This is a genomic window from Sulfitobacter aestuarii, assembly GCF_042685005.1.
GTDB classification, from domain to species: Bacteria; Pseudomonadota; Alphaproteobacteria; order Rhodobacterales; family Rhodobacteraceae; genus Sulfitobacter; species Sulfitobacter aestuarii.
This window is the reverse complement of sequence record NZ_JBHUMP010000003.1, coordinates 22166-40263: the sequence shown is the minus strand read 5'-3', so window position 1 is coordinate 40263 and position 18098 is coordinate 22166. Positions and strand designations below refer to the sequence as shown.

At 66.1% G+C, this 18098-nt stretch carries 19 protein-coding genes; 11 read left to right on the top strand and 8 right to left on the bottom strand.

Annotated features, from left to right (window positions below):
- Positions 1 to 95: 95 nt before the first annotated feature.
- Positions 96 to 1388: a serine--tRNA ligase gene (gene serS / locus ACFSUD_RS04665; RefSeq protein WP_386371962.1), complete on the bottom strand. Its 1293-nt coding sequence runs from the start codon at positions 1386 to 1388 to the stop codon at positions 96 to 98.
- A gap of 227 nt (positions 1389 to 1615) precedes the next feature.
- Here serS and yajC point away from each other — a divergent pair, with 227 nt between their 5' ends.
- From yajC to ACFSUD_RS04615, 10 genes are read left to right on the top strand one after another with little or no spacing between them, the layout of a single operon-like run.
- Entirely contained in the window at positions 1616 to 1897 is a 282-nt protein-coding gene (gene yajC, locus ACFSUD_RS04660) for a preprotein translocase subunit YajC (protein ID WP_386371960.1), read from the top strand.
- A gap of 36 nt (positions 1898 to 1933) precedes the next feature.
- Positions 1934 to 3583 carry a protein translocase subunit SecD gene (gene secD / locus ACFSUD_RS04655; protein ID WP_386371958.1) on the top strand — a complete coding sequence of 550 codons (1650 nt, stop codon included), beginning with the start codon at positions 1934 to 1936 and terminating at the stop codon, positions 3581 to 3583.
- 1 nt (position 3584) lies between these two features.
- The gene (gene secF / locus ACFSUD_RS04650; protein WP_386371956.1) at positions 3585 to 4553 is read left to right on the top strand and encodes a protein translocase subunit SecF; all 969 of its coding nucleotides are present in this window, start codon (positions 3585 to 3587) and stop codon (positions 4551 to 4553) included.
- The gene (locus ACFSUD_RS04645; protein ID WP_386371955.1) at positions 4546 to 5301 is read left to right on the top strand and encodes a sulfite exporter TauE/SafE family protein; all 756 of its coding nucleotides are present in this window, start codon (positions 4546 to 4548) and stop codon (positions 5299 to 5301) included. Before secF ends, ACFSUD_RS04645 begins: the two co-directional genes overlap by 8 nt.
- 3 nt (positions 5302 to 5304) lie before the next feature.
- A complete protein-coding gene (locus ACFSUD_RS04640; RefSeq protein ID WP_386371953.1) occupies positions 5305 to 5658 on the top strand; it encodes an Mth938-like domain-containing protein in 354 nt (117 codons plus the stop codon).
- Positions 5659 to 5672: 14 nt separating this feature from the next.
- On the top strand, positions 5673 to 6302 hold the full coding sequence (gene ccmA / locus ACFSUD_RS04635; protein ID WP_386371951.1) for a heme ABC exporter ATP-binding protein CcmA: 630 nt from the start codon (positions 5673 to 5675) through the stop codon (positions 6300 to 6302).
- On the top strand, positions 6299 to 6955 hold the full coding sequence (gene ccmB / locus ACFSUD_RS04630; protein ID WP_386371949.1) for a heme exporter protein CcmB: 657 nt from the start codon (positions 6299 to 6301) through the stop codon (positions 6953 to 6955). The genes ccmA and ccmB overlap by 4 nt, the downstream gene beginning before the upstream one ends.
- 52 nt (positions 6956 to 7007) lie before the next feature.
- Complete coding sequence (locus tag ACFSUD_RS04625) at positions 7008 to 7742, top strand: heme ABC transporter permease (protein WP_386371947.1); 735 nt, start codon at positions 7008 to 7010, stop codon at positions 7740 to 7742.
- Entirely contained in the window at positions 7742 to 7897 is a 156-nt protein-coding gene (gene ccmD, locus ACFSUD_RS04620; protein WP_386371945.1) for a heme exporter protein CcmD, read from the top strand. The genes ACFSUD_RS04625 and ccmD overlap by 1 nt, the downstream gene beginning before the upstream one ends.
- Entirely contained in the window at positions 7890 to 8429 is a 540-nt protein-coding gene (locus ACFSUD_RS04615) for a DsbE family thiol:disulfide interchange protein (RefSeq protein WP_386371943.1), read from the top strand. Before ccmD ends, ACFSUD_RS04615 begins: the two co-directional genes overlap by 8 nt.
- 39 nt (positions 8430 to 8468) lie before the next feature.
- On the opposite strand, the gene ACFSUD_RS04610 is transcribed toward ACFSUD_RS04615, so the two are convergent.
- Positions 8469 to 8819, bottom strand: a complete 351-nt coding sequence (locus ACFSUD_RS04610) for a TM2 domain-containing protein (RefSeq protein WP_386371941.1) — start codon at positions 8817 to 8819, stop codon at positions 8469 to 8471.
- Between the two features lie 227 nt (positions 8820 to 9046).
- Entirely contained in the window at positions 9047 to 11821 is a 2775-nt protein-coding gene (acnA, locus tag ACFSUD_RS04605) for an aconitate hydratase AcnA (RefSeq protein ID WP_386371939.1), read from the bottom strand.
- 221 nt (positions 11822 to 12042) lie between these two features.
- Between acnA and ACFSUD_RS04600 the strand changes: the two genes are divergently transcribed.
- Positions 12043 to 12741 carry a DUF1223 domain-containing protein gene (locus tag ACFSUD_RS04600; RefSeq protein ID WP_386371937.1) on the top strand — a complete coding sequence of 233 codons (699 nt, stop codon included), beginning with the start codon at positions 12043 to 12045 and terminating at the stop codon, positions 12739 to 12741.
- 19 nt (positions 12742 to 12760) lie between these two features.
- Here the strand turns inward: ACFSUD_RS04600 and ACFSUD_RS04595 are convergent, their stop codons facing one another.
- The 5 genes from ACFSUD_RS04595 to ACFSUD_RS04575 form a co-directional block, all read right to left on the bottom strand.
- Positions 12761 to 13660, bottom strand: coding sequence for a lysophospholipid acyltransferase family protein (locus ACFSUD_RS04595; protein WP_386371935.1), 900 nt, complete (start codon positions 13658 to 13660; stop codon positions 12761 to 12763).
- A 109-nt stretch (positions 13661 to 13769) separates the two neighbouring features.
- On the bottom strand, positions 13770 to 14837 hold the full coding sequence (locus tag ACFSUD_RS04590) for a flagellar motor switch protein FliG (protein WP_386372571.1): 1068 nt from the start codon (positions 14835 to 14837) through the stop codon (positions 13770 to 13772).
- 196 nt (positions 14838 to 15033) lie between these two features.
- A complete protein-coding gene (locus tag ACFSUD_RS04585; RefSeq protein WP_386371933.1) occupies positions 15034 to 15189 on the bottom strand; it encodes a carbohydrate-binding module family 14 protein in 156 nt (51 codons plus the stop codon).
- 100 nt (positions 15190 to 15289) lie between these two features.
- Entirely contained in the window at positions 15290 to 16594 is a 1305-nt protein-coding gene (gene purB / locus ACFSUD_RS04580; protein WP_386371931.1) for an adenylosuccinate lyase, read from the bottom strand.
- 171 nt (positions 16595 to 16765) lie between these two features.
- On the bottom strand, positions 16766 to 17989 hold the full coding sequence (locus ACFSUD_RS04575; RefSeq protein ID WP_386371929.1) for a bifunctional alpha/beta hydrolase/OsmC family protein: 1224 nt from the start codon (positions 17987 to 17989) through the stop codon (positions 16766 to 16768).
- Positions 17990 to 18098 lie beyond the last annotated feature (109 nt).

Genomic DNA, 18098 nt, shown 5'->3' with positions numbered 1-18098 from the left:
TGCGAGATGTTGAGGAGGCGTAAGCGCGGCGCGCGTTGGATGCGGCGCAGGCGCAACGGCTGGCGGGGCGGTTGCGCCCCGCCGATTGTATCAGCTCAGCTCAGCGCGCCGTCGGCCGTCAACATGGTCTTGCCGCCGAGATACGGGGCAAGCGCCCCGGGAAGCCTGACCGAGCCGTCTTCCTGCTGGCCGTTCTCCAGTACCGCGATCAGGCAGCGCCCGACCGCGAGGCCGGAGCCGTTGAGCGTGTGCAGGAAACGCGGCTTGCCGCCATCGGCGGGCCTGTAGCGGGCGTTCATGCGCCTGGCCTGGAAATCGCCGGTGGTCGAGACCGAGGAGATCTCGCGATAGGCGTCCTGACCGGGCAGCCAGGCCTCGATGTCATAGGTGCGCCGCGCGCCGAAGCCCATGTCGCCGGTACACAGGATCACCGTGCGATAGGGGATGTCGAGCCGTTCGAGGATATCCTCGGCGCAGCGCAGCATGCGTTTCTGTTCCGCCTCGGATTCTTCGGGCAGGGTGATGCTGACCATCTCGACCTTTTCGAACTGGTGCTGGCGCAGCATACCGGCGGTGTCACGCCCGGCGCTGCCCGCCTCGGAGCGGAAGCAGAGCGTGTGGGCGGTGAGACGTTTGGGCAGCTCCGCCGCCTCCAGCGTTTCATTGGCGACCGTGTAGGTCAGCGGCACTTCGGAGGTCGGGACCAGCCAGTAGCCGTCGGTGGTCTGATAGCTGTCGTCACCGAATTTCGGCAGCTTGTCGGTGCCATACATCGCTTCGTCGCGCACCAGTACCGGCGAGTTCACCTCCGTCAGGCCGTTCTCGTCGACATGGGTGTCGAGCATGAACTGCGCCAGCGCGCGGTGGATGCGCGCGACCGCACCGGTGAGCATCACGAAACGCGCGCCCGAGGTCTTGGCGGCGGTTTCGAAATCCATCGCCGCGGCGACGCCCTTGATCTCGTAATGCTCCTTCGCGGCAAAGCCGAGCTCGGGCTTTTCGCCCCAGCGGTTGACCTCGACATTGTCGTTCTCGTCCGCGCCCTGCGGCACGTCCTCGGCGGGGCTGTTGGGGATGCGCGCCAGCATGTCGGTGAGCTCGGCGTCGAGTTCCTTGGCCTCGGCCTGCATCTGCGCGACCTCGGCCTTCTTGGCGCTGACCAGCGCGCGCAGCCTCTCGAACTCGGCGTCATCGCCGCGCGCCTTGGCGGCACCGACTTCCTTGCTGGCGCGGTTCTGCTCGGCCTGGGCATTTTCGGCGGCGGCGATCTTGCCGCGCCGCGCCTCGTCCAGCGCCAGGATCGCGGAGGACATCGCCGCCTCGCTGCGCCGCGCGAGGGCGGCGTCGAACGCTTCGGGATTTTCGCGAATGGCGCGGATATCGTGCATGGATCCTGTCCTTGGTCTGAATCGGTTGGACCGCGTTATGCCCTAATCTCGCGGGCTGGCATAGGGCTGCTTCGGCGCGGTGCGCGGGATAGGGGCAGAAACCTCGGGAAGGGGTCTTCATTCGGGGGCTTCTCGCCTTGCAAAGCCGCAAACCGGGGCATAGGTTCTGCCAAAATTCGCGGCCGGGCCTCCTGTCGTGCGAAACATATCAAAAAAGGACGACCCCCATGGAAGGCATCCAGCAATTCATTCCGCTGATCCTGATCTTCGGCATCATGTATTTTCTGCTCATCCGCCCGCAGCAGAAGAAGGCCAAGCAACATCAGGCCATGGTCGCCGGGCTGCGCCGGGGCGATCAGGTGGTCACCCAGGGGGGCATCATCGGCAAGGTGGCCAAGGTCAAGGAAGACGGTGAACTCGAGGTCGAGATCGCCGAGGGCGTGAAGGTCCGCGTCGTTCAGGCGACCATCGCCACGGTGATTTCCAAGACCGAACCGGCGGCCCAGTAAGCCGCCGCAATTCCCCCGCAAAGCAAAGGCGGAACCATGCTCCAGATTGATCTGTGGAAACGGGTGGCGATCTGGCTGACCTGTGCGGTCGGCCTTTTCCTGGCCCTGCCCAACCTGTTCTATTCTCCGGTCGAACAGCATAACGACGCCGTCAAGGCGATCGAGCTGGCGGGGGCGACGCCGGAGCTGGAAGCGCAGAAGGCGCTCTGGCCCGAGTGGATGCCCTCGGGGCTGGTCAATCTCGGGCTCGATCTGCGCGGCGGGGCGCATCTGCTGGCCGAGGTTGAGGTTGCGGATGTCTATGAAAGCCGCATGGAGGCGACCTGGCCCGAAGTGCGCGACGCGTTGCGCAGCCTCACCCCGGTGCGCCGGCAGGAAGCGGCCCCTGGCGAGTTGCGCGTGCGGCTGAGCGAACCCGACAAGATGGCCGAGGCGCTGCAGATCGTGCGCGGTCTGGCGCGGCCGGTCACGACGCTGACCGGAGCCGGGGCCAATGACATCGAGGTGCGCGGCGAGAATGGCGAGATCATCGTCACCCTCTCGGAGGCCGAGCAGCGCGCCACCGACGAGCGCACCATGCAGCAGAGCCTCGAGATCATCCGTCGCCGGATCGACGAGGTCGGCACCCGCGAGCCGACGATCCAGCGCCAGGGCACCGACCGTATCCTCATCCAGGTGCCGGGCATCGGTTCCGCCGCCGAGCTCAAGGAGATCATCGGCACCACGGCGCAGCTGACCTTCAACCCGGTGGTGAGCCGGGGCACCGATGGCGAGAGCAACACCGGTATCGGCAACCAGGTGCTGCCGTCGGCCGATGAGCCCGGGGTCTTCTACACGATCGAATCCGCGCCCGTCGTCACCGGCGAGGAGCTGGTCGATGCGCAGCCCGCCTTTGACCAGAACGGCGCGCCCGCGGTCAATTTCCGGTTCAACACCGCCGGGGCGCGCAAGTTCGGCAATTACACCGCCGAGAACATCGGCGCGCCTTTTGCCATCGTGCTCGATGACACGGTGATTTCCGCGCCGACCATCCAGAACCATATTCCCGGCGGGTCGGGCATCATCACCGGGCGGTTCACGGTCGAGGAATCGACCAACCTCGCGGTGCTGCTGCGCGCCGGGGCGCTGCCTGCCGGGCTCTCGTTCCTCGAGGAACGCACCATCGGGCCGGAGCTCGGTCAGGACAGTATCGACGCGGGCAAGGTTGCCACCATGGTCGCCTTCGGCGCCGTGCTGTTCTTCATGTGGGCGAGCTACGGGCTGTTCGGAATCTTCGCCAATATCGCGCTGATCATCAACGTCGGGCTGCTGTTCGGCATCCTGAGCGTGATCGGTGCGACGCTGACCCTGCCGGGGATCGCCGGGATCGTGCTGACCGTCGGCATGGCGGTGGATGCCAACGTGCTGATCTTCGAGCGGATCCGCGAGGAGCTGAAGACCGCCAAAGGTCCGGCACGGGCGATTTCGCTCGGCTATGAAAAGGCGCTGAGCGCCATTGTGGACGCAAATATCACCACGCTGATCACCGCGGTGATCCTCTTCGTCATGGGTTCCGGCCCGGTGCGCGGCTTTGCCATCACGCTCGGATTCGGGATCATCACCTCGGTGTTTACCGCCATCTTCGTCACGCGGCTGATGGTGGTGATCTGGTTCGAACGCCGCCGCCCCAAAACCATCGAGGTCTGACATGCGTCTGCGACTGTTCAAGAGCGAATCCAATTTCGATTTCTTCAAGCACTGGAAGCTGTGGCTGGGGATCTCGGCGCTGATGATGCTGGTGGCCTTCGGCTCCTTCGCGCTGCGCGGGCTGAATTACGGCATCGACTTCCGCGGCGGCACGACGATCCGTACCGAGAGCCCGCTGCCCATCGATATCGGCGAATACCGCGATGCGATGGACAAGCTCGAGCTCGGCGATATCACCATTACCGAAGTGTTCGACCCCTCCTTCCGCGACGATCAGAATGTCGCGATGATCCGCATTCAGGCGCAGGACGATCAGGAGGCGGTCACCGTCGAGACCGTCGAGACGGTGGAGGCGGCGCTGAGCGAGGTGCGCCCGGACATCAAGTTCATCTCCGTCGAATCGGTCGGGCCGAAAGTCTCGGGCGAGCTGATCCAGACCGCGGTGATCGCCGTCGCGCTGGCGCTGGGGGCGGTGCTGATCTACATCTGGCTGCGCTTTGAATGGCAGTTCGCCGCCGGGGCGGTGATCGCGCTGGCGCATGACGTGCTGCTGACCATCGGCGTGTTCTCGGAGCTGCAGATCCGCTTCGACCTCGCGATCATCGCGGCCTTGCTGACCATCGTGGGCTATTCGCTCAACGATACGGTGGTGGTGTTCGACCGGGTGCGCGAGAACCTGCGCAAGTACAAGAAACGCCCGCTCAAGGAAGTGCTCAATCTGTCGATCAACGAGACCATGAGCCGGACCTTCATGACCTCCTTCACCACGCTGCTGGCGCTGATCGCGCTCTTCGTGCTGGGCGGCGACGTGATCCGCGGCTTCGTCTTCGCGATGATCTGGGGCGTGATCATCGGCACCTATTCGTCGATCTTCGTGGCCTCCTCGGTGCTGCTCTATTTCGGGGTCAAGCGCGACTGGTCCAAGCCCGACGCCAACGCCGGGAACCAATACGCCAATATCGATGCCTGACGCGCTCGGCGCGGCCTTTCAGACCGAGGGTCTGATCTGGCTGGTGCTGATCGTCTGCATCGCCGGGCTGGTGCGCGGCTTTGCCGGGTTCGGATCGGGGATGATCATCATGCCGGTGGCCAGCAGCGTGCTGAGCCCGGTGGAGGCGGTGATCTTCCTGACCGCGACGGAGCTGCTCGGCCCGCTGCCTAACCTGCCGGGGGCGATCCGCGACGGGCGCGCGCGCGAGGTCGGGCTGTTGCTGCTCGGCGCGGTGTTCGTGCTGCCGCTGGGGATCTGGTTCCTCGCCCATGTCGCGCCGGAGCTCTTCGGCTGGTTCATCTCCGTCGCGGTGCTGGCCATGCTGGCGCTGCTGATCAGCGGCTGGCGCTTTCGCGGCCGTCTGAGCCGCCCGCTGGTCATCGCCACCGGCGGGATCGGCGGGTTCATGACCGGGTTCGCCGGGATACCCGGGCCGCCGGTGATCCTGCTCTACATGGCCAGCCGTCTGCCCATCGCGGTGATCCGGGCGAATTTCCTGCTCTACCTGCTGGCCATCGACACGGTATTGTTCGGCGTGCTCTGGCTCAACGATCTGCTGAACTGGCATATCTTCCTGCTCGGGCTGCTGGTCGGGGTGCCCAACCTGATCGCCAATTTCCTCGGCGGGCTGATGTTCGACCCGAAGGCCGAAGGCCGGTTTCGCGCCGTGGCATATGCGATTATAGCTTGTTCGGCCCTTCTGGGCCTGCCGCTGTGGAAAGGATGAGACATGCGCCTCAACGAGATCGTGTTTACCGATGCCAAACCCGTCGAGGGCTATGGTCCCGGTTTCTTCCGGATCGGCGGACAGGTGGTGCACGGGCCGGTGACCGCCGGTCCTGACGGCACGAAGACCTGGGGCGGCTATGAGGATGTCGAGGCATTGCTCGGTTTCGCCGGTCAGGTCGATGTGCTGTTCCTCGGGACCGGGGCCGAGATCGGGCATATTCCCGATGCGCTGCGCGACGCGCTCGAAGAGGTCGGGATCGGGGTCGAGACCATGGCTTCGCCCGCCGCCTGCCGGACCTATAACGTGCTGCTGAGCGAGGGTCGGCGGATCGCGCTGGCGCTGATCCCGGTCTGAGTGCGCCTGTTCGCATGTTCGAGCCCCTGCCGCTTGTCGTAAGTGACCTGGCCATCGCGCGCGGCGGCGTGCCGGTGCTGCAGGGTCTGTCCTTCACGCTCGCCCCCGGAGGCGCGCTGGTCCTGCGCGGGGCCAACGGGGCGGGCAAGACGACGCTGCTGCGCACGCTTGCCGGCTTGCAGGCGCCGCTGGGCGGGCGGATCGTGGGCGCGGAGGAGCAAATCGCCTATGCCGGTCATGCGGACGGGCTGAAGGCGATGCTGAGCGTGGTGGAGAACCTGCGGTTCTGGGCCGAGGTGTTCGGGCAGGGCGACATCAAACCGGCGCTTGATGCCTATGCGCTGCAGCCGCTGGCCGACCGGCTGGCCGGGACGCTGTCGGCCGGGCAGAAACGAAGGCTGGGGCTGGCGCGGCTGCTGGTCACGGGGCGGCCGGTCTGGGTGCTGGACGAGCCGACCGTGTCGCTCGACGCCGCCGCCGTGGCGATGTTTGCCGATGCCGTGCGCGCGCATCTGGGGCAGGGCGGCGCGGCGCTGATCGCCACGCATATCGACCTTGGCCTTGATGCCGAGGTGCTGGAGGTCGGCACCTTTCGTGCCGATCCGGTGGCCCGCGCCGGGGCCAGTGACGAGGCTTTCCTGTGAGGGCTTTGCTGAAGCGTGATCTGGCATTGGCCTTCCGCGCCGGGGGCGGTTTCGGCCTTGGGCTGGCGTTCTTTCTGATCGTGACACTGCTGGTGCCGTTCAGCATCGGGCCGGAGCCGGGGCTGCTGAGCGCCATTGCGCCCGGTGTGCTGTGGCTTGGGGCGCTGCTGGCGTGCCTGTTGTCGCTCGACCGGCTGCTGGCGCTTGACTACGAGGATGGCACGCTCGATCTGCTGGCCACCGCGCCCTTGCCGCTGGAGGCGGCGCTGAGCGTCAAGGCGCTGGCGCATTGGCTGACGACCGGGCTGCCGCTGGTGCTGGCGGCGCCGTTGTTCGGGTTGCTGCTGAACCTCGCGCCGAGCGGATATGTCTGGCTTGTCGCCTCGCTGGCGCTTGGCACGCCGGCGCTGTCGGTGATCGGGACCTTCGGCGCGGCGCTGACGGTGGGAATCAAGCGGGGCGGGCTGTTGATGTCGCTGCTGATCCTGCCGCTCTATGTGCCGACGCTGATCTTCGGGGCCGAGGCGGCGCGGCGTGGGGCCGAGGGGCTGGCCGCGACGACACCGCTCGCGATGCTCGCCGGGATCACCTGCGCCTGCGTGGCGCTGATGCCCTTTGCCTCGGCGGCGGTGCTGCGCATGGGACTGCGCTAAACGTGACGATTTGTGCATTGAGGCTCCCGGAAGCCGGGGTTAGATAAGCGCCATGTCTCTCTGGCAATATGCAAATCCGGTGAAATTCCTGACGCTGAGCGCGCGGCTGCAGCCGACGCTCTGGGCGGCGGCGGCGATCTGTGTCGGCACCGCCCTGATCTGGGGTTTCTTCTTCACCCCGGATGACATCCGCCAGGGTTCGACCGTGAAGATCATCTATCTGCATGTGCCCGCCGCGCTGATGGCGATCAACGCCTGGTTCATGATGCTGGTGACCTCGCTGATCTGGCTGGTCCGGCGCCATCACGTGAGCGCGCTGGCCGCCAAGGCCGCGGCGCCGGTGGGGCTGGTGATGACACTGATCGCGCTGATCACCGGGGCGCTCTGGGGGCAGCCGATGTGGGGCACCTGGTGGGTCTGGGACCCGCGGCTGACCTCCTTCCTGATCCTGTTCCTGTTCTATCTCGGCTATATCGCGCTCTGGGAGGCGGTCGAGGACCCGGACACGGCGGCTGACCTGACCTCGATGCTCTGTCTCGTCGGCTCGGTCTTCGCCGTGCTCAGCCGCTATGCGGTGAAGTTCTGGAACCAGGGACTGCATCAGGGCACGAGCGTCCCGGTGGTGACCGGCGGGCGCTCGGTGGCGGATGTGTTCTTCTATCCGCTGGTGCTGTCGATGCTGGGCTTCGGGCTGCTGTTCGTTGCGCTGGTGCTCTACCGCACCGGGACCGAAATCCGCCTGCGCCGCACCCGCGCGCTGCAGGCACGTATGGGACGTGACCTGTGATGCCCGATCTTGGAAAATACGCCGTCGAGGTGCTGGGCGCCTATGGCGCGACGCTGGTGTTGCTGGCTGCGCTGGTGCTGGTCAGCCTGCGCCGGGGCCGGGCCGCGCGCGCCGCGCTCGATGCGGCGGAAGCCGAAGGACACAGACATGGCTAGAATATCCCCCCTGATGATCGTGCCGCCGCTGGTCTTCGGCGCCTTCGTGGCGTTGGCCGCGATCGGCATGTTCCGCGACAATCCCGATGCGCTGCCCTCGACGCTGATCGGGCAGCAGGCGCCGTCGCTGCCGGAAAAGCCCTTGGCCGATTTCCCGCCGGTGCCGGAGGATGTCCTGCGTTCCGGGCAGGTGACGCTGGTGAATTTCTGGGCGAGCTGGTGCCCGCCCTGCCGCGCCGAGCATCCCAAGCTGCTGGAGATGCAGGCCAAGGGGATCCGCATCGTCGGGGTCAATTTCAAGGATACCGAGGGCAACGCCACCGATTACCTGCGCGAATCGGCCAATCCGTTCCTCGGGGTCGGATTCGATCCGCAGGGGCGCAACGCGATCGACTGGGGCGTCACGGCGCCGCCGGAGACCTTCATCGTCGATGGTGCGGGCAATGTGCTGTTCCGCTTTGCCGGGCCGCTGATCGGCAGCGATTACGAGCAGCGCTTCGTTCCGGCCCTGCGCGAGGCGCTTGAGCAATAGGATAGGGGCGCGCGGATCGCGGCGCCCCCGTCCTGGCGGTCAGGTGGCCGGGTCGGCGGGCAGGCCGGAGGCGGACATCATGTCGTTGCTGATGCGCAGGCGCTTGGCTCGCTGGTCATTGTCGATCATGCCGGGGATCAGGAACAGGTCGATCAGCGCCCAGATGGCGACCACGGCGAAGAACACGAAGCCGATCAGGATGGTGAAGGTCAGCCAGCCGAGGATCGTCAGGATCAGCATCGCGACGCCCGAGCCGATCTTGCCGAGATAGAAGCGATGGCCGCCGATCCAGCCGGTGAAGAACCACAGAAGATAGGCCACCCCGACCGATTTCTTCTCATTGCTCAGCCGTTGTTCGACCAGCATCTGCTGTTCTGTTGTCAAAGCCATACCAATTCACCTTATATTAACATATTCCTGCGCAATATCTTGCATAGGTTGTGAAAGGCCAAAAGGCTTTCAGAACAGTAACCAGTGCGAAGCCTCGTCCCGTGAGGCTTGATTACAACAAAAAAATGGCTCCCGAGGAACTCGGGAGCCATTATCCGTTCCGGCAGGTCCGGTGTGAACCGGCATTGCGCCGATCAACCCATCGGCTGACCGGCGCGCCGCCGGGTTCAGGCGGATTTCGCCAGGTTGCGCAGCACGTAATGCAGCACGCCGCCATGCTCGATATATTCGATCTCGATGGCGGTATCGATGCGGCACTTCAGGGTGATCTCCTTCACGCTGCCATCGGCCATGGTGATCTTGCAGGGCACTTCCTGCAGCGGCTTGATGCTGTCGAGCCCGGAGATCGAGACACTCTCCTCCCCGGTCAGGCCCAGCGTCTTGCGCGTGTCACCGCCGGTGAATTCGAAGGGGATGACCCCCATGCCGACGAGGTTCGAGCGGTGGATGCGCTCGAAATTCTCGGCGATCACCGCCTTCACGCCGAGCAGGGCCGTGCCCTTGGCCGCCCAGTCGCGCGAGGAACCGGCACCGTATTGCTCGCCGCCGAAGATCACCAGCGGCGTGCCGTTTTCCTGATGCGCCATGGCCGCCTCGAAGATCGAGGTCTGCTGCCCATCCGGGCCCTTGGTATAGCCGCCCTCGACGCCATCGAGCATCTCGTTCTTGATGCGGATATTGGCGAAGGTACCGCGCATCATCACCTCGTGGTTGCCGCGACGGCTGCCATAGGAGTTGAATTCACGCACCGGCACCTGACGCTCGACCAGATATTGACCGGCAGGAGTGGTCTCCTTGAAGGAACCGGCCGGGGAGATGTGGTCGGTGGTGATCATGTCACCCAGCACGGCGAGCACTTTGGCGTTCTCGATATTGGTGATCGTGCCCGGCTCCGGCGACATGCCCTGGAAATAGGGCGGGTTCTGCACATAGGTCGATTGCGGCGGCCAGTCATAGGTCATGCTGTCGGTGGTTTCGACCGCCTGCCATTTCTCGTCGCCCTTGAAGACGTCGGCGTATTTCTCCTGGAAGGCTTCGCGGGTCACGGTTTTCTCGACCAGCTCGGCGATTTCCTTGGTCGAGGGCCAGATGTCTTTCAGGTAGACGTCGTTACCGTCCTTGTCCTGCCCGAGCGGGCTGTTGGCCAGATCGTGGTTCATGTCACCGACCAGCGCATAGGCCACGACGAGCGGCGGGGAGGCGAGGTAGTTGGCGCGCACGTCGGGCGAGATCCGGCCCTCGAAGTTGCGGTTGCCGGAGAGGACCGAGGTGCCGATCAGGTCGTAATCATTGATCGCCTTGCTGATCTCGGGCTCCAGCGGGCCGGAGTTGCCGATACAGGTGGTGCAGCCATAGCCGACCAGGTTGAAACCGATGGCGTCGAGGTCTTCCTGCAGGCCCGCGGCCTCGAGGTAATGCGACACGACCTGCGAGCCGGGGGCCAGCGAGGTTTTTACCCAGGGCTTGCGGGTCAGGCCGAGCGCGCGGGCCTTGCGGGCCACGAGGCCAGCTCCGATCATCACATAGGGGTTGGAGGTGTTGGTGCAGGAGGTGATCGAGGCGATCACGATGGAACCGTCGTGGAGCTGATAATGGCCGTCGTCGGTCTGCACGTAGCCGCGGGCGTGGTGGCCCTCGTCACCGGGGATCGTGCGCGGCTCGGGCTGGCCGCCTTCGCCTTCCCAGCGGACTTCGGCATTGGCCGAGGCGTCCTTGCCCTCGCGGATGCCCTTCACATATTCGGCAAAGGCGGTATGGGCGGAGGTCAGGGCGATGTAATCCTGCGGGCGTTTGGGGCCCGAGATCGCCGGGACGATGCTGCCCATGTCGAGGGTGAGCGTGTCGGTATAGACCGGCGCATAGTCGGCACCGCGCCACATGCCGTTTTCCTTGGCATAGGCCTTGACCAGCGCGACGCGATCCTTGTCGCGGCCGGTGTTGGTGAGGTAGCGCAGGGTCTCGTCGTCGATCGGGAAGAAACCGCAGGTTGCGCCGTATTCGGGGGCCATGTTGGCGATGGTTGCGCGGTCGGCGAGCGGCAGGTGATCCAGACCCTCGCCGTAGAATTCAACGAACTTACCGACGACGCCCTTCTCGCGCAGCATTTCCACGACTTTCAGCACGAGGTCGGTGCCGGTGGTGCCTTCCATCATGCGGCCGGTCAGCTCGAAACCGACGACCTCGGGGATCAGCATGGAGATCGGCTGACCCAGCATCGCGGCTTCTGCCTCGATCCCGCCGACGCCCCAGCCCAGAACGGCAGCGCCGTTGACCATGGTGGTGTGGCTGTCGGTGCCCACAAGCGTGTCGGGATAGGCCACTTCCTCGCCATTCTGGTCTTTGTCGGTCCAGATCGTCTGGCTGAGGTATTCAAGGTTGACCTGGTGGCAGATGCCGGTGCCGGGCGGCACCACGCGGAAGTTGTTGAACGCCTTCTGACCCCATTTCAGGAAGGTGTAGCGTTCGATGTTGCGTTCATACTCGCGGTCCACGTTCATCTGGAAGGCGCGCGGGTTGCCGAATTCGTCGATCATCACGGAGTGGTCGATGACCAGATCGACCGGGTTCAGCGGGTTGATCTTCTCCGCGTCACCGCCGAGCGCGACGATACCGTCGCGCATTGCCGCGAGATCGACCACCGCCGGAACGCCGGTGAAATCCTGCATCAGCACGCGGGCCGGGCGATAGGCGATTTCGCGGGGGTTGCGCCCGCCCTTGGCACCCCATTCGGCGAAGGCCTTGATATCGTCCACGGTGACGGTCTTGCCATCCTCGAAGCGCAGCATGTTTTCCAGCACCACCTTCAGCGCGGCGGGCAGGCGGGAGAAATCGCCCAGACCGGCGTCCTGCGCGGCGGGGATCGAGTAATAGGCGACGGATTGATCGCCACTGCGCAACGTCTTGCGGGTCTTGGCTGTGTCCTGACCAACGGTGATTGTCATGGATGGCTCCCTTTTATGAATGGGTGGCAGTGCTTGCCGCTTCAATGCCGTATCGCAGGCTGCGTTTCAACTGCTATCGCGGCTGTCCGCCGCAAAATGTATACCATTGTGTACTGAATTTGAAGGGGCGGCGGTGCTTCCCCTCAAGAAACATTGATTGGTTTTTCCCGCTCCGCGGGGGTACACCGGCAGCCACAGTCGACAAACCACGCCGGAACCGCATGACCCGTTTGCTGCTTTATACCGCCACCCTGATCCTTGGCCTTGCCGGGGCGCTTTGGGCGGGGCCGCGTCCGGTGGTGGTCGAACTCTATACGTCGCAGGGATGTTCCGCCTGTCCGGCGGCCGATGCGCTGCTGGCAGAACTGGCGCCGCGCGGCGATGTCATCGCGCTGGCGCTGCATGTGGATTACTGGGATTACATCGGCTGGGCGGATTTATTCGCCGTGCCCGCCCATGCCGACCGGCAGCGCGCCTATGCCAAGGCGCAGGGGCGGCGGATGATCTATACGCCCGAGATGATCGTGCAGGGACAGAGCGACATCATGGGCGCCAAGCCCGAGCAGCTCGCCGCGGCGATCGCCAAGCATCGCGCGGCACCGCAGCGCGTGACGCTGGAGCTGCACCGCGAGAATGGCGCGCTGCGCATCAATGCGCAGGGCGATCCGGGGCTGGAGGGGACATTCGACGTGCATCTGCTGCGCTACAGTCCCGCACGCAGCGTCAGGATCGAACGCGGCGAGAACGCGGGTCGCTTGCTCAAATATACCAATGTGGTCGAAGGCTGGCGGCATCTGGCAGGATGGGACGGGCAGGCGCCGCTCGAGCTGACCGCGCAGCTTGCCGGGGACAAGCCGGTGGTGGTGCTGATCCAGCGCCATCCGGCCGGGGCGATCGTGGCGGCGGCGCGGCTGCGCTAGGGCGCTGGTTGCCCGGTGGTCAGCGCTTGATACGCCAGCGCCGATGGACCCAGAACCATTGTTCGGGATGTTCACGGACCCGCGCGGCAAGGGAATCGTTGAGCCGCTGGGTCATCGCCCTCGCATCGTCATGCTTCACCGGGGCTTCCAGCACGGTCTCGAACCCGATCCCGTCGGGCTGGCGAATGCCGTAGAACGGGATCAGCAGCGCGTCATAGCGCAGCGCCAGCTCGGCGGCGGAAAGCGCGGTATTTGCCGGAAGACCGAGGAAATCGAGCTGCGGCGCGCCGAAGACATGCTGGTCGAAGAGCAGTACAAGCTGGCCGCCGTCCTTGAGATGGCGCACGAAACCGGCGGTGCCGCGCCGCCCCTGGGCGAAGACGGGGCCGCCGAACGACTCCATCGTCTTGACGTAATGGGCGTTGAAATAGGGGTTTTTCATGTCGCGGTAGAGCCCGCCGATGTCAAAACCCCGCGCCACCAGCGCGGCGCGCGTCGCCTCGTAATTGCCGAAATGCCCGGTCACCAGGACCACCGGGCGCCCGGCCTCGGCGGCCTGCTGCAGGGCGGCGACGCCCGGCCCCTGCAATCGGTTCTGCGACATGCGGGCGGGAAAATCGCCGGGCGAGTAATTCTCGATGAAGCTGCGCCCGACATTGTTGAGACAGGCCGACGCGATTTCGGCGCGACGTGCTGCGGGCAGGTCGGGCCAGACCAGCGCCAGATTGTCGAGCGCCCGGCGCCGGTAGCCCGCGAGCGGCCCGATCACATGCTGTACCAGCCAGCCGACGAAACCCACACGCGCCCGGTAGGGCAGGGCGAGCGCCAGCCGGATCACCGCGACGATCACCGCGTTGGTGAGGTAATGCGAGGTCTTGCGCAGGGAAAACCGGGGCGCTTGCAGGGGCTGGTCTGACATGGGGCTCTGCGGCTGTGGATAATGACCCCCAGACATAGCCTGCGCGGCGCGGCGCAACAAGGCGACAGGCGCGGCGCCGTATGCGCGGCCGAGCCGGGCAGCGGCGGCGTCAGCCCGCTTCCCCGTCCTCCTCGCCGCTCAGCAGCACCACGTCGCCGGTTGCCTCGAGCGCGCGGATCGCGGTGACGACCGCCGCCATTGCCTCCTCCGCCGCTGCGGGTTTGACCTTGCCGGCCTCTCCGATGTCCTCGCGCAGCTGGTCGGCCATGCGGCCCGACATGTTGGAAAGGATGAAATCGGCCACCGGCTGCTGACCGGCGGCTTCCGCTCCGGCCAGCGCGGTGAGCAGGGCGCCGGGATCGACCGCGCGCAGGATGCGGGGAATGTCGCGCGGGGCGACGCGCTCGGGGATATTGGCGAAGGTGAAGATCGCCCGGCGCACCGCCTCCGCGAAACCCTCGTCGCTCTCCTGCAGCCCTTCGAGCACGTCATCGCGGGTCAGCGAGGTCGAGGAATTGAGGATCGCGCCGACGCGCTCCACCGGATCGGCGTCAAAGGCGCGGGGCGGCTGATGTTCGAGCTGGGCGGCGAGCGACAGGCCGATCCGCTCCACCGCTTCGGGGGTGACCGCGCCGGTCAGGGAGACGGCATAGGTGATGCGCCGCGCCTGCGGTCCGGGGAGACGGCCGAGCAGCGCCGCGGCGGTGGCGACCGGCAGTTTCGAGAGCATCACCGCCGCCACTTCGACGCTCTCGTTCTCCAGCACCGGCAGCAGCCTGTCCGCGTCAAGCCCGCAGAGGCTTTCCCAAGGATCGCCGAGCGCCCGCACCCTGGCCTCCCGGCGCAGCCGCGCGGCGGTATGTTTGCTGATCTTGCCGTCGAGCATGTCGAGCGCGCCGACGAGCCCGCCGCTGAAGGACAGGCCGACGCCGTCGAGCTCATCGAGAAATTCGCTGACCACGGCGCTCAGCGTCGCGCGATCGACCCGGCGCAGGGCGCCCATCTGTTCGGTCAGGCTGGCCTGCAGATCCTCCGGCAATTCCTCGAGCGGGATGTCGGCGCCCTCGCTCAGCAACAGCCGCACAACGATCGCTGCCTTGGCCTTGCGGCTGAGCCGCTGCGGCGGCGCGCCGCCCGGTGCCACGAGGCCGGTGCCGCGCTGGCCCAACGCCACCATGTCCTGCATCTTCGCCCTCCCGAATGTCGCAGGCGAATATGGGCGGGAAAGATGAAAAAAAGCTGAAATCGACTGTCCGGCGCCGGGCCGACCTCTCACATGGGGCGCACCATTTCCGGCCCCGCCGGGAAGGGCGGCAGGTGAGGGATCAGGGCCGCTGAGGTCATCTGCGGGCCCGGGGCCGCCGCTCAGGCGGTCAGGTCGTCGCGTCGCTCACGCAGGTGCCGGTGGCGTGATCATAGACCGTGCCCTCGGCACAGGACATGACCCGGCGGTCATGGCTGCAGCCCGCGGCGGCGGCGAGGCTCGGCAGGGAAAGTATCAGGGCGGTCAGGGCAATTCTCAGTTTCATCGTGCTACTCCTTCGATCTGCGCAGGCAGGATACACCGGCGCGCGCAATTCGCGAAGAAGTTTGCCGCGCCACCCGGTTCCCCGGCGGCGCGGCGCCTATTCAATCCCGAAAGACGCGGGCGAAGATCGTGTCGACATGTTTGGTATGATAGCCGAGGTCGAATTTCTCCTCGATCTCCTCGACCGAAAGCGCCTTCAGCACGTCTTCGTCGGCGAGCAGCTCGGTCTTGAAATCCTTGCCCTGTTCCCAGACCTTCATGGCATTGCGCTGCACCAGTTTATAGGCGTCCTCGCGGCTGACGCCCGCCTGGGTCAGCGCCAGCAGCACCCGCTGCGACATGACCAGCCCGCGGAACTTGTTCATGTTCGCCAGCATGTTGTCGGGATAGATCACCAGCTTGTCGATCACCTGGGTCAACCGCGCCAGGGCGAAATCGAGGGTGATGGTGGTGTCCGGGCCGATGTTGCGCTCGACCGAGGAATGCGAGATGTCGCGCTCGTGCCAGAGGGCGACGTTCTCCATCGCCGGAATCACCGCCATGCGCACCAGACGCGCCAGGCCGGTGAGGTTCTCGGTCAGCACCGGGTTGCGCTTGTGGGGCATCGCCGAGGAGCCCTTCTGGCCGGCGGAGAAGAATTCCTCGGCCTCCAGCACTTCGGTGCGCTGCATGTGGCGGATCTCGGTGGCGATGTTCTCGATCGAGGATCCGACGACGCCGAGTGCGGCGAAGAAGGCGGCGTGGCGGTCGCGCGGGATCACCTGGGTGGAGATCGGCTCGGGCGCGAGGCCGAGTTTTTCGCAGACATGTTCCTCGACGGCCGGGTCGATATTGGCGAAGGTGCCGACGGCACCGGAGATTGCGCCGGTGGCGATCTCGGCGCGGGCGACCTTGAGACGTGCGAGGTTGCGGTCCATTTCCGCATAGAACCGCGCGAAGGTCAGGCCCATGGTGGTGGGCTCGGCGTGGATGCCGTGGCTGCGCCCGATGCGCACCGTGTCCTTGTGCTCGAGCGCGCGGCGCTTCAGCGCGGCGAGCAGCGCCTCCATATCGGCGATCAGGATGTCGGCGGCGCGGGTGAGCTGGACGTTGAAACAGGTGTCGAGCACGTCCGAGGAGGTCATGCCCTGATGCACGAAGCGGGCTTCGTCACTGCCCACATGCTCCGCCAGATGGGTGAGGAAGGCGATCACGTCGTGCTTGGTCACCGCCTCGATCTCGTCGATCCGGGCGACGTCGAAAGTGACATCCTTGGCCTTCCAGACCGCCTCGGCGTTCTCGCGCGGGATCACCCCGATATCGGCCATCGCGTCACAGGCATGGGCCTCGATCTCGTACCAGATGCGGAACTTGGTCTCGGGCGACCAGATGGCGACCATGTCGGGGCGGGAATAGCGGGGGATCATCGGCAATACCTTTTCGCGTTTGGCAGAGGTCAGCAGGGCAATAGACCGCGGCGCGCCCGAGAACAAGGGCGCGGGGCGGGGTAGCCAGGCGTCGGCGCTGTCCGGGGGCCGACCCCCATCGCCCCGGCGGGGCGATTCCCCCGGAGTATTGGCGGGCATAGAGAAGCGGGGTCAGGTTTGCGCGGGAAGCAGCTCGGTCTGCACATGCGAGCTGCGCTCGAGGCTGCGGTGGACCGGGCATTTGTCGGCGATCTCGCGCAGGCGCTGGCGTTGCTCTTCGCTGAGGTCGCCCTCAAGCCGGATGCGGCGACGCCAGGTGTCGATCTTGTCGCCGCTGCCGGTCTCGGCGTCCTGGGCATGGACCTTGTCATGACAGATATCGACGCTGACATGGGTCAGGGGCCAGCCCTTGCGCCGTGCATACATGCGGATCGTCATCGAGGTGCAGGCGCCGGGACCGGCGGAGAGCAGCCCATAGGGGGTGAGGCCACGGTTTGTGCCGCCATAGGCCAGCGGTTCATCGGCGAGGATATGGTGATGCGGGCCGGACTGGATGTCCTGCAGGAAGCCGTCCGGGTCGGCCTCGCTGACGCGCAATACGCCTTCGGGGGCGGCGGGGGGCGGTGCCGGGGGTTGCAGGTCGAGATAGCGGGCCGACCAGGTGGCGATGATCTCGGCGGCATATTCGGCATCCGCCGGGCGGGTGATCAGGTGGTCCGCGTCATCGAGGGTGACGAAGCTCTTGGGGTGTTTGGCGGCGGTGAAGATCTCGGCCGCGTTTTCGATGCCGACCTGCGCGTCGCGCGGCGCGTGCAGCACCAGCAGGGCGGCCCTGAGGGAGGCGAGCGCGTCGCGCAGCGCGGCGGCGCCGATGTCTTCCACGAATTTGCTGCCGATGCGGAAGGGGCGCCCGGCAAGGCAGACCTCGGCTTCGCCCCTGGCGCGGATTTCGGGCAGGGCCTCGGCGAAGCTTTCGGTCACATGGCTCGGGTCCATCGGGGCGCCGAGCGTGGCGACCGCCCTGATGCCGGGGATCCGGGGGGCGGCCTTCAGCACGGCCGCGCCGCCCAGCGAATGGCCGATCAGCAGGCTTGGCGCCATGTTCTGCGCGGTGAGGTGGCGGCAGGCGGCGACCAGGTCCTGCACGTTGGAGGTGAAGGAAGTGTTGACGAATTCGCCCTCCGAATGGCCGAGCCCGGTGAAATCGAAGCGCAGCACGGCGATCCCCATGCCCGCCAGCCGGGCGGCGATGCGCCGGGCCGCGACGATGTCCTTGCCGCAGGTGAAGCAATGGGCGAACAGCGCCGTGGCCAGATGCGGCCCCTCGGGCAGGTCGAGCCGCGCGTCGAGCTGGCTGCCGTCATGGCCGGGAAAGGTGAAACGCTCGATCGCCATGAATTGTCTCCGTTGCTGCGCTGCCGGGTCTGTCGGGCAATGGTGGGCCTTCGGGCGGGCGGCTGCAAGGACCGGGTCGCGGGGCTCACGGGGGCGTGAGATGACCGGC

Bases quoted from the DNA above. Each gene is read 5' to 3' on its own strand.
- serS (WP_386371962.1), bottom strand. From the start codon at position 1,388: ATGCACGATATCCGCGCCATTCGCGAAAATCCCGAAGCGTTCGACGCC.
- yajC (WP_386371960.1), top strand. From the start codon at position 1,616: ATGGAAGGCATCCAGCAATTCATTCCGCTGATCCTGATCTTCGGCATC.
- secD (WP_386371958.1), top strand. From the start codon at position 1,934: ATGCTCCAGATTGATCTGTGGAAACGGGTGGCGATCTGGCTGACCTGT.
- secF (WP_386371956.1), top strand. From the start codon at position 3,585: ATGCGTCTGCGACTGTTCAAGAGCGAATCCAATTTCGATTTCTTCAAG.
- ACFSUD_RS04645 (WP_386371955.1), top strand. From the start codon at position 4,546: ATGCCTGACGCGCTCGGCGCGGCCTTTCAGACCGAGGGTCTGATCTGG.
- ACFSUD_RS04640 (WP_386371953.1), top strand. From the start codon at position 5,305: ATGCGCCTCAACGAGATCGTGTTTACCGATGCCAAACCCGTCGAGGGC.
- ccmA (WP_386371951.1), top strand. From the start codon at position 5,673: ATGTTCGAGCCCCTGCCGCTTGTCGTAAGTGACCTGGCCATCGCGCGC.
- ACFSUD_RS04625 (WP_386371947.1), top strand. From the start codon at position 7,008: ATGTCTCTCTGGCAATATGCAAATCCGGTGAAATTCCTGACGCTGAGC.
- ccmD (WP_386371945.1), top strand. From the start codon at position 7,742: ATGCCCGATCTTGGAAAATACGCCGTCGAGGTGCTGGGCGCCTATGGC.
- ACFSUD_RS04615 (WP_386371943.1), top strand. From the start codon at position 7,890: ATGGCTAGAATATCCCCCCTGATGATCGTGCCGCCGCTGGTCTTCGGC.
- ACFSUD_RS04610 (WP_386371941.1), bottom strand. From the start codon at position 8,819: ATGGCTTTGACAACAGAACAGCAGATGCTGGTCGAACAACGGCTGAGC.
- acnA (WP_386371939.1), bottom strand. From the start codon at position 11,821: ATGACAATCACCGTTGGTCAGGACACAGCCAAGACCCGCAAGACGTTG.
- ACFSUD_RS04600 (WP_386371937.1), top strand. From the start codon at position 12,043: ATGACCCGTTTGCTGCTTTATACCGCCACCCTGATCCTTGGCCTTGCC.
- ACFSUD_RS04595 (WP_386371935.1), bottom strand. From the start codon at position 13,660: ATGTCAGACCAGCCCCTGCAAGCGCCCCGGTTTTCCCTGCGCAAGACC.
- ACFSUD_RS04590 (WP_386372571.1), bottom strand. From the start codon at position 14,837: ATGGTGGCGTTGGGCCAGCGCGGCACCGGCCTCGTGGCACCGGGCGGC.
- ACFSUD_RS04585 (WP_386371933.1), bottom strand. From the start codon at position 15,189: ATGAAACTGAGAATTGCCCTGACCGCCCTGATACTTTCCCTGCCGAGC.
- purB (WP_386371931.1), bottom strand. From the start codon at position 16,594: ATGATCCCCCGCTATTCCCGCCCCGACATGGTCGCCATCTGGTCGCCC.
- ACFSUD_RS04575 (WP_386371929.1), bottom strand. From the start codon at position 17,989: ATGGCGATCGAGCGTTTCACCTTTCCCGGCCATGACGGCAGCCAGCTC.